Origin of the sequence: Streptomyces sp. NPDC086077, from assembly GCF_040686175.1 — a bacterium.
In the GTDB taxonomy this organism is placed as follows: domain Bacteria; phylum Actinomycetota; class Actinomycetes; order Streptomycetales; family Streptomycetaceae; genus Streptomyces.
The window spans coordinates 1-7,930 of record NZ_JBFBJT010000230.1 but is presented as its reverse complement, the minus strand read 5'-3'; the positions used below and the strand labels follow the sequence as shown (position 1 = coordinate 7,930).

At 73.5% G+C, this 7,930-nt stretch carries 6 protein-coding genes; 4 read left to right on the top strand and 2 right to left on the bottom strand.

The annotated features are described in order from the left end of the window. Window positions 1-59 precede the first annotated feature (59 nt). The gene (locus AB0O67_RS35365) at window positions 60-707 is read right to left on the bottom strand and encodes a septum formation initiator family protein (protein WP_365459559.1); all 648 of its coding nucleotides are present in this window, start codon (window positions 705-707) and stop codon (window positions 60-62) included. A gap of 101 nt (window positions 708-808) precedes the next feature. Continuing rightward, window positions 809-1,765: a 16S rRNA (cytosine(1402)-N(4))-methyltransferase RsmH gene (gene rsmH / locus AB0O67_RS35360; protein ID WP_365459556.1), complete on the bottom strand. Its 957-nt coding sequence runs from the start codon at window positions 1,763-1,765 to the stop codon at window positions 809-811. A gap of 440 nt (window positions 1,766-2,205) precedes the next feature. Between rsmH and AB0O67_RS35355 the strand changes: the two genes are divergently transcribed. From AB0O67_RS35355 to AB0O67_RS35340, 4 genes are all read left to right on the top strand, one after another. Further along, window positions 2,206-2,748: a carbonic anhydrase gene (locus AB0O67_RS35355; protein ID WP_365459553.1), complete on the top strand. Its 543-nt coding sequence runs from the start codon at window positions 2,206-2,208 to the stop codon at window positions 2,746-2,748. A gap of 241 nt (window positions 2,749-2,989) precedes the next feature. Continuing rightward, window positions 2,990-4,027: a MoxR family ATPase gene (locus AB0O67_RS35350; RefSeq protein WP_365459550.1), complete on the top strand. Its 1,038-nt coding sequence runs from the start codon at window positions 2,990-2,992 to the stop codon at window positions 4,025-4,027. After that, a complete protein-coding gene (locus AB0O67_RS35345) occupies window positions 4,027-5,403 on the top strand; it encodes a DUF58 domain-containing protein (protein WP_365459547.1) in 1,377 nt (458 codons plus the stop codon). The genes AB0O67_RS35350 and AB0O67_RS35345 overlap by 1 nt, the downstream gene beginning before the upstream one ends. Further along, window positions 5,400-7,895 (top strand): DUF3488 and transglutaminase-like domain-containing protein, encoded by a 2,496-nt coding sequence (locus AB0O67_RS35340; protein ID WP_365459544.1) that lies wholly within the window; start codon window positions 5,400-5,402, stop codon window positions 7,893-7,895. Before AB0O67_RS35345 ends, AB0O67_RS35340 begins: the two co-directional genes overlap by 4 nt. Window positions 7,896-7,930: the final 35 nt, after the last annotated feature.

Here is a 7,930-nt window from a genome sequence, read left to right as displayed (position 1 = left end):
GTCGGGCCGCGCGGGGCCGGGCACGCGGCGGCGCGGCGGTTCCCTGTCGGTCACTTCCGTCACCTGCCGGAGGGTGTGGTCGGGAGGGGGGCGGGGGTGCTGGTGAGCGTGCGGGGGGCCGGGGCCGCGGGGGTGCCGACGAGCGTGCGGGGGGCCGGGACCGCGGGGGTGCCTGCCGGGGGTGCCGTGCGGGGGGCCGGGGCCGTCGGGGTGGGGGTCGCGGCGGCCGTGGGGACGAAGGGGGTGGCCACGGCCGCGGGGGAGCCGGACAGGGCGGGCGCGGGGCCGGTGGCCATCGCCTCGGGGGCGAGGACGAGGGGGTGGCGTGCGGAGGCCGGTTCGGCGGCGACGGCGGACGGGACGCCCTTGACGGTGCCGTCGGGATCGAGGAAGGCGGGGTCCGAGCCGGGGACCATGCCGAGTTCGCGGGCGCGCCGCTGGAGGGCGTCGGGGGCGGAGTAGGCGTCGATGTCGCGCTGGAGGGCCTGCTCCTCGTCGGTGAGGTTCTTGGTCTCCTTCTGGAGGTCGTCGAGCTGGAACGACCCTTCGCTGAGCGCCGAGTTCAGCACCAGCAGGCCGATGAGGCCGCCGCCGAGGAGCAGGACGACGAGGAGGACGAAGGGCGTCCGCGCGGCCTGCCCCCTTCCGGTGGGGAGAAGCTGCGCGAGCCGTGCCGCCCTCCCTCTCAGTTCGGGTTTCCTACTCACTCACCCTCCCCTGGCGCGGATGCCGGACCTGGTACTGCGCCGAGGCGGGGCGGGGGACCCGCCGCGGATCCCGGAGCCGAGACCCCGCCCTGTCGGCTGCCTCACGCGACGTCCTCCCTGATCCGCTGCGCCGCGCGCAGTCGCGCCGGGGCCGCACGGCGGTTCTCGGCGACCTCTTCCTCGGTGGGAAGTTCGGCACCACGGGTGAGCAGCTTGAGCCGGGGCTGGTACTGCTCGGGCACGACCGGCAGCCCGGCCGGGGCCGTGCTGGTGGCACCGGCCGTGAACACCTGCTTGACCAGCCGGTCCTCCAACGAGTGGTACGACAGCACGGCGATCCGCCCTCCCACGTCCAGCACCTTGACCGCCGCCGGGATCGCCCGCTCCAGCACGGACAGCTCGCCGTTGACCTCGATACGCAGGGCCTGGAAGGTGCGCTTGGCCGGGTTGCCGCCGGTGCGCTTGGCGGCCTGCGGCAGCGCGTCCCGGATCAGCTCCACGAGCCGCGCGCTGTTGCTGAACGGCTCCTTCTCGCGCTCGCGCACGACGGCGGCCACGATGCGCTTGGCCTGCTTCTCCTCGCCGTACGCGCGCAGGATCCGCACCAGCTCACCGGGCGGGTAGGTGTTGAGGACCTCGGCGGCGCCGACGCCGGTCGACTGGTCCATGCGCATGTCGAGCGGGGCGTCCTGCGCGTAGGCGAAGCCGCGGTCGGCCTCGTCGAGCTGCATGGAGGAGACCCCGAGGTCGAACAGGACGCCCTGCACGCGCGCGATGCCGAGCCGCTCCAGCACCTCGGGCAGCTCGTCGTACACGGCGTGCACGAGGGAGGCGCGCTCCCCGTACGGCGCGAGCCGCTCGCCGGACAGGCGCAGCGCCTCCTTGTCCCGGTCGAGGGCGACGAGGTGGGCCTCGGGGAAGCGTGCGAGCAGCGCCTCGCTGTGGCCGCCGAGGCCGAGCGTGCAGTCGACGACCACGGCTCCGGGCCGCTCCAGGGCGGGCGCCAACAGGTCCAGGCACCGCTGGAGCATCACCGGGACGTGTCGACTCTGGCTCAAGGGGCCCTCTCAGGTCCGGCGGGCCGTACGCACCGCCGGGTCCCCGCCCTCCCCCAGCAAGCTGGGGGGACCCCCAGTGAAGGGGAGGCCTGCCGGCGCCGGAGGCGTCGGCCGGCCGGGAGCGGATGGAGGCCGAGCCGTACGTACGCGCCGCGCACGTGGGAGATTTCCGGCGGCCACGCCGGAATCCGGGGAATTCGCTGCAGCGGGGAGAGCCTCGCCTCCCGCTTCGCGTCACTTTAGTCCACCCTCTGTCGCGGTCAATCAACCGGCCTGCGCGTCGCGGCGGCGGTCGGCGATCAACCCGGGAACCAGGGAGGATCACTCGTAAGGGCGCATACGCGCCACGCTTGTGGGTTAGCTCACATCAAGGCCCGATGACGTTCTTTGTCCCGCCTCACAACAGGACCCGACCGCCGGTGACCAGTACCGTCATCACCATGACGACTTCTGCATCGGTTCCCGCCGGCTCCGAGGACGCCATAGCCGGCACCGTCACCGACCGTCTCATCGACGCCAACGAACGGTACGCGGCCGCCTTCCGCGATCCGGGTATGGACGCCCGCCCGGTCCTCCAGGTCGCCGTCGTGGCCTGCATGGACGCCCGGATCGACCTGCACGCCGCCCTCGGCCTGCAGCTCGGCGACTGCCACACCATCCGCAACGCGGGTGGCGTCGTCACCGACGACGTGATCCGCTCACTCACCATCAGCCAGCGCAAGCTGGGCACCCGCAGCGTGGTCCTCATCCACCACACCGGCTGCGGCCTGGAATCCCTCACGGAGGACTTCCGCACCGAACTGGAGGCGGAGATCGGCCAGCGCCCGGCCTGGGCGGTGGAGTCCTTCAAGGACGTCGACCAGGACGTCCGGCAGTCGATGCGGCGGGTGCGCACCTCGCCGTTCCTGCTCCACACCGACGACGTGCGCGGCTTCGTGTTCGACGTGCGGACGGGCCTGCTGCGCGAGATCGACCCCGCGTGACCGTCGCCCGGGGGTCTCGTTCTTCGGGATTCCCGGGCACAGGGCAGAACAAATTGCCGTAAGGCCCGACATACCGCTGCCAGTTGTCCACAGTCGAGTGACACGAATCGGTAACGGCAGCAAGAATGCGGGTGGTGGCGTCGCGCGGAACGATTCACGCGTGGTGTCCGTGTTTCGGGGTGGGCCGGATACGCATCGCAGAGCGTCGGCCCGTAAGAAAGAACGGGCCGAGGAGGGCCGGGTGACGACCTATGACGATCGAGCGAGCCTTACTGATCTGACTGCCACTGCGGATCGGGTCCGCAGTGCGGTGGAAGAAGTGATCGAGGGCAAGCCCGAGGTCGTGCGGCTTTCGCTGACCGTACTGCTCGCCGAGGGGCATCTTCTGATCGAGGATGTGCCCGGCGTGGGCAAGACAATGCTCGCCAAGACGCTGGCACGGTCCATCGACTGTTCCGTGCGGCGTATCCAGTTCACGCCCGACCTGCTGCCCTCGGACATCACCGGGGTGTCCATCTGGGACCAGCAGCGCCGGGACTTCGAGTTCAAGCCGGGCGCGATCTTCGCCCAGATCGTGATCGGCGACGAGATCAACCGCGCCTCGCCGAAGACCCAGTCCGCGCTGCTGGAGTCGATGGAGGAGCGCCAGGTCACCATCGACGGGCAGACCTACGAGCTGCCCAGCCCCTTCATGGTGGTCGCCACGCAGAACCCGGTCGAGATGGAGGGCACCTACCCCCTCCCCGAGGCCCAGCGGGACCGCTTCATGGCCCGTGTCTCCATCGGCTACCCGAGCGCCGAGGCCGAGCTGCAGATGCTGGACGTGCACGGCGGGGTGAGCCCGCTGGACGACCTCCAGCCGGTGGCGCACGCGCACGAGATCGTGAAGCTGATAGAGGCGGTCCGCGGTGTCCACGTCGCCGAGACCGTCCGGCGCTACGCGGTGGACCTGGTCGCCGCCACCCGCGACCACCCCGACCTGAGACTCGGCGCCTCCCCGCGCGCGACGCTGCATCTGCTGCGCGCGGCGAAGGCTTCGGCGGCCCTCAGCGGCCGGGAGTACGCCCTGCCGGACGACGTCCAGGCCCTCGCGGTGGCCGTGCTGGCGCACCGCCTGCTGCCCACAGCGCAGGCCCAGCTCAACCGCCGCACGGCGGAGCAGGTGGTCCAGGAGATCCTGCAGCGCACACCGGTGCCCTCGACACCCCAGCAGAACGCTTTCGGCGGCCTGGGCCACGGCGCACAGGCGTACGGCCGGCAGCCGCCCCGGAGACTGTGATGACCGCCGCGGCGGGACTCGCTTCCGCAGACGCCGACAAGGGCGACAAGAGCGGCCCGCGCACGGCCCTGGCCGGTCTGACCACCCGCGGCCGCTCCTTCCTGGCCGCCGGGATCGCCGCCGCCGTCTGCGCCTACGTCCTCGGTCAGAGTGACCTGCTCCGGGTCGGGCTGCTGCTGGCCGCGCTGCCCCTGGTGTGCGCGACCGTGCTGTACCGCACGCGCTACCGGGTGGCCGGCAGCCGCAGGCTCTCCCCCGCGCGCGTGCCCGCCGGTGCCGAGGCGCGGGTGCATCTGCGGATGGACAACGTCTCGCGGCTGCCGACCGGGCTGCTGATGCTCCAGGACCGTGTGCCGTACGTGCTCGGCCCGCGCCCCCGCTTCGTGCTCGACCGCGTGGAGCCGGGCGGCCGCCGCGAGGTGTCCTACCGCGTCCGCTCCGACCTGCGCGGCCGCTACCCGCTGGGCCCGCTCCAGCTGCGCCTGACCGACCCGTTCGGGATGTGCGAGCTGACGCGGTCCTTCTCGACGTACGACACCCTGACGGTGATCCCGCGCGTGGAGCCACTGCCGCCGGTGCGGCTGACCGGTGAGGCGAAGGGGTACGGCGACGGGCGGCTGCGCTCGCTGGCGCTGGCCGGCGAGGACGACGTGATCCCGCGCGGGTACCGCTACGGCGACGACCTGCGCCGTGTGCACTGGCGCTCCACCGCCCGCTACGGCGAGCTGATGGTGCGCCGCGAGGAACAGCCGCAGCGCTCCCGCTGCACGGTCCTGCTCGACACCCGGGGCGTCGCCTTCGCGGGCGCGGGCCCCGACTCGGCCTTCGAGTGGGCCGTGGCGGGCACCGCGTCGGTGCTGGTGCACATGCTCGAACGAGGCTTCTCCGTGCGGCTGTTGACGGACACCGGCACCTCGGTGCCCGGCGAGGGCGCGGACGGCTTCGCCGGCGCGAGCCAGGAGTCGGCCGACGCGGCCGGACTGATGATGGACACCCTCGCGGTGATCGACCACTCCGACGGTACGGGCCTGTCGCGGGCGTACGACCTGCTGCACGGCGGGCACGAGGGCCTGCTGGTGGCCTTCTTCGGCGACCTGGACGAGGAGCAGGCCGCGGTGGCCGCCCGGATGCGCCAGCGCACCGGCGGCGCGCTCGCCTTCGTCCTGGACAGCACGGACTGGGTGCGGGAACCCGCGGACGTGCCCGGCCCGTTGACGGGGAAGGAGAACCGGCTGCGGATGCTGCGCGAGGCCGGATGGACGGCCGTGCGCGTCCCGCGGGGCGCCCCGCTGCACGACCTGTGGCGCCAGGCGGAGCGTGAGCGCACCGGCGTCGTGACGGCGGGCGGCACGGCCGGCGGGGAGGGGTGGTCATGAGCGGGCAGGCGCGGATGGCGCTGTGTGCCACGGCGGCGACGCTGATGGCCGCGTGCGCCCTGCTGCCACTGGTCGACCAGGTCTCCTGGTTCCTGCAGGCGGCCGTCCTGCTGGCGATCCAGACGGGTGTCGGCGCGGCGGCCCGCCGGGTGCCGCTGGCGCGCCCGCTGACGGTGACCGTGCAGGCCCTGGTCACGCTGATGCTGCTCACCCTGGTCTTCGCCCGTGAGCACGCGTTCATCGGGATGATCCCCGGCCCCGACGCCTTCATCCGCTTCGCCGACCTGCTCGAACAGGGCACCCAGGACGTCGGGCGGTACGCGATCCCGGCGCCACTGTCCGACGGCATCGAACTGATGCTCGTCGGCGGTGTCCTGGTGATCGGGCTCGCGGTCGACGTGCTCGCCGTGACCTTCCGCAGCGCCGCCCCGGCCGGGCTCCCGCTGCTCGCGCTGTACTCGGTGGCCGCGGGGCTGTCCGACGGCGCCGGTGGCTGGGTGTGGTTCCTGATCGCGGCGGCCGGCTATCTGATGCTGCTGCTCGCCGAGGGGCGCGACCGGCTGTCGCAGTGGGGCCGGGTGTTCGGCGGCGCGCGGCGCGGGCCGGGCGGGGAGCCGAGCGGTCCGGTGGCGCCGGTGCGCGCGGGGCGGCGGATCGGCGTGGTCGCGCTGGGCATAGCCCTGGCCGTACCGCTGGCCCTGCCCACGATGAACGGCGGCCTGCTGGACCCCGCCGGGACGGGTGTCGGCACCGGCAGCGGTGGCGGCGGCACGATCTCCGCGGTGAACCCGCTGGTGTCCCTGCGCGACAGCCTGAACGTCGAAGAGGACCGCACGGTCATGACCATGCGCACCAGCACGGGCGACCTCTCCGGCACGTATCTGCGGATCGTGTCCCTGGACGACTTCGACGGCACCACCTGGAAGCCCTCCCGGCGCAACATCGTCGCCGTACCCAACGACCTCCCGACCCCCGCCGGCCTGGGCCCGGACATCCGGCGCGCCGAGGTGCGCACCCGCATCGCGGCCTCGGACTCGTACGCGCAGGACTGGCTGCCGATGCCGTACCCGCCGAGCGGCGTGAAGGTCGACGGCAACTGGCGGTACGAGCCGGTCGGCATGACACTCGTCGGCGACCACGGCCAGACCACCCGCGGCGCCACCTACGAGGTGACCAGCCTCGATGTGCAGCCGACGGCGGAGCAGCTGGCCTCGGCGCCGGAGCCGCCCTCCGCGCTCCAGCGCGAGTTCACCCAGGTGCCGGACTCCTTGCCGGGCATCGTGTCGCGGACGGCCCGCGAGATCACGGCCGACGCGAAGAACCCGTACGAGCAGGCGGTCGCGCTCCAGGAGCACTTCGCGGTGACCGGCGGCTTCCAGTACGACACCGAGGTGCAGGCCGGCAGCGGCTCCCAGGCGATCGCCCGCTTCCTGCGGGACAAGCGGGGCTTCTGCGTGCACTTCTCCTTCGCCATGGCGTCGATGGCGCGCACGCTCGGCATACCGGCCCGGGTCGCCGTGGGCTTCGCGCCCGGCACGGCACAGGCGGACGGCACGGTGACGGTGGGGCTGCGGGATGCGCACGCGTGGCCCGAGCTGTATTTCGAGGGCGTCGGCTGGACCCGCTTCGAGCCCACCCCGAACCGGGGCTCCACCCCCACGTACACCCAGCCCGAGGTGCCCAGCAGCATCCCCGACCTGCCGGAGGCCTCGCGTCCCTCGGACTCGGCCCCCTCGGCCGAGCCGTCCACGAGCGCGAGCTGCGCGGACCAGGACCGGCGCCTTCAGATGTGCGGCGGGGCACTCCCGCTGGACCCGGGCTCCTCGGACGACGGAGGCCGGCCCTGGTACCGGACGGCCGGCTGGACGCTCCTGGTCGTCGCGCTGGTCGTCCTGCCGCTGCTGCCCATGCTGTGGCGGCTCAGACGGCGGTCGGTGCGGCTGGCCTCGGCTCGGCACACCGGCGCCGCGCCCCCGGGGGCGCTCGGCCGGGGACGCGGCGGTGAGGGCGGTGGCGACGGCGTCGCGGTGACCACCCTCGCCGTGGAGCCGGACGAGCGGCACGCCGCCGAGGTGGCCGCCGGGCATGTGCTGGCCGTCTGGCGCGAACTGACCGACACCGCCTGGGACTACGGCATCGCCCCCGACGACGCGCTGACCCCGCGCAAGGCGGCGGCGCGGATCGTGCGGCTGGGCCATCTGGACGACCCGACGACCCGGTCGGTGCACCGCGTGGCCGGTGCCGTGGAGCAGGTGCTGTTCGCACCGGACCCGCACGCGGAGGCCGGGCTGGCCGACGAGGTGCGCCGGCTGCGGGGGGCGCTGCGCGCCCGGGCCGGCCGGCGGACCCGGATCCGTGCGGTCCTCGCACCGCGTTCGGCCGTTCGCGCGGTGTGGGACCTCAACGACCGGTGGCTGGCCATGAAGGGTCGCGTCGCGACCGGCTGGGCGGCGGCCCTGGCACGCCGCCCGTTCGGTCAGCAGAGCGGCTGACAGGGCCGAGAGGCACATGGCGAGGGGCCGATACC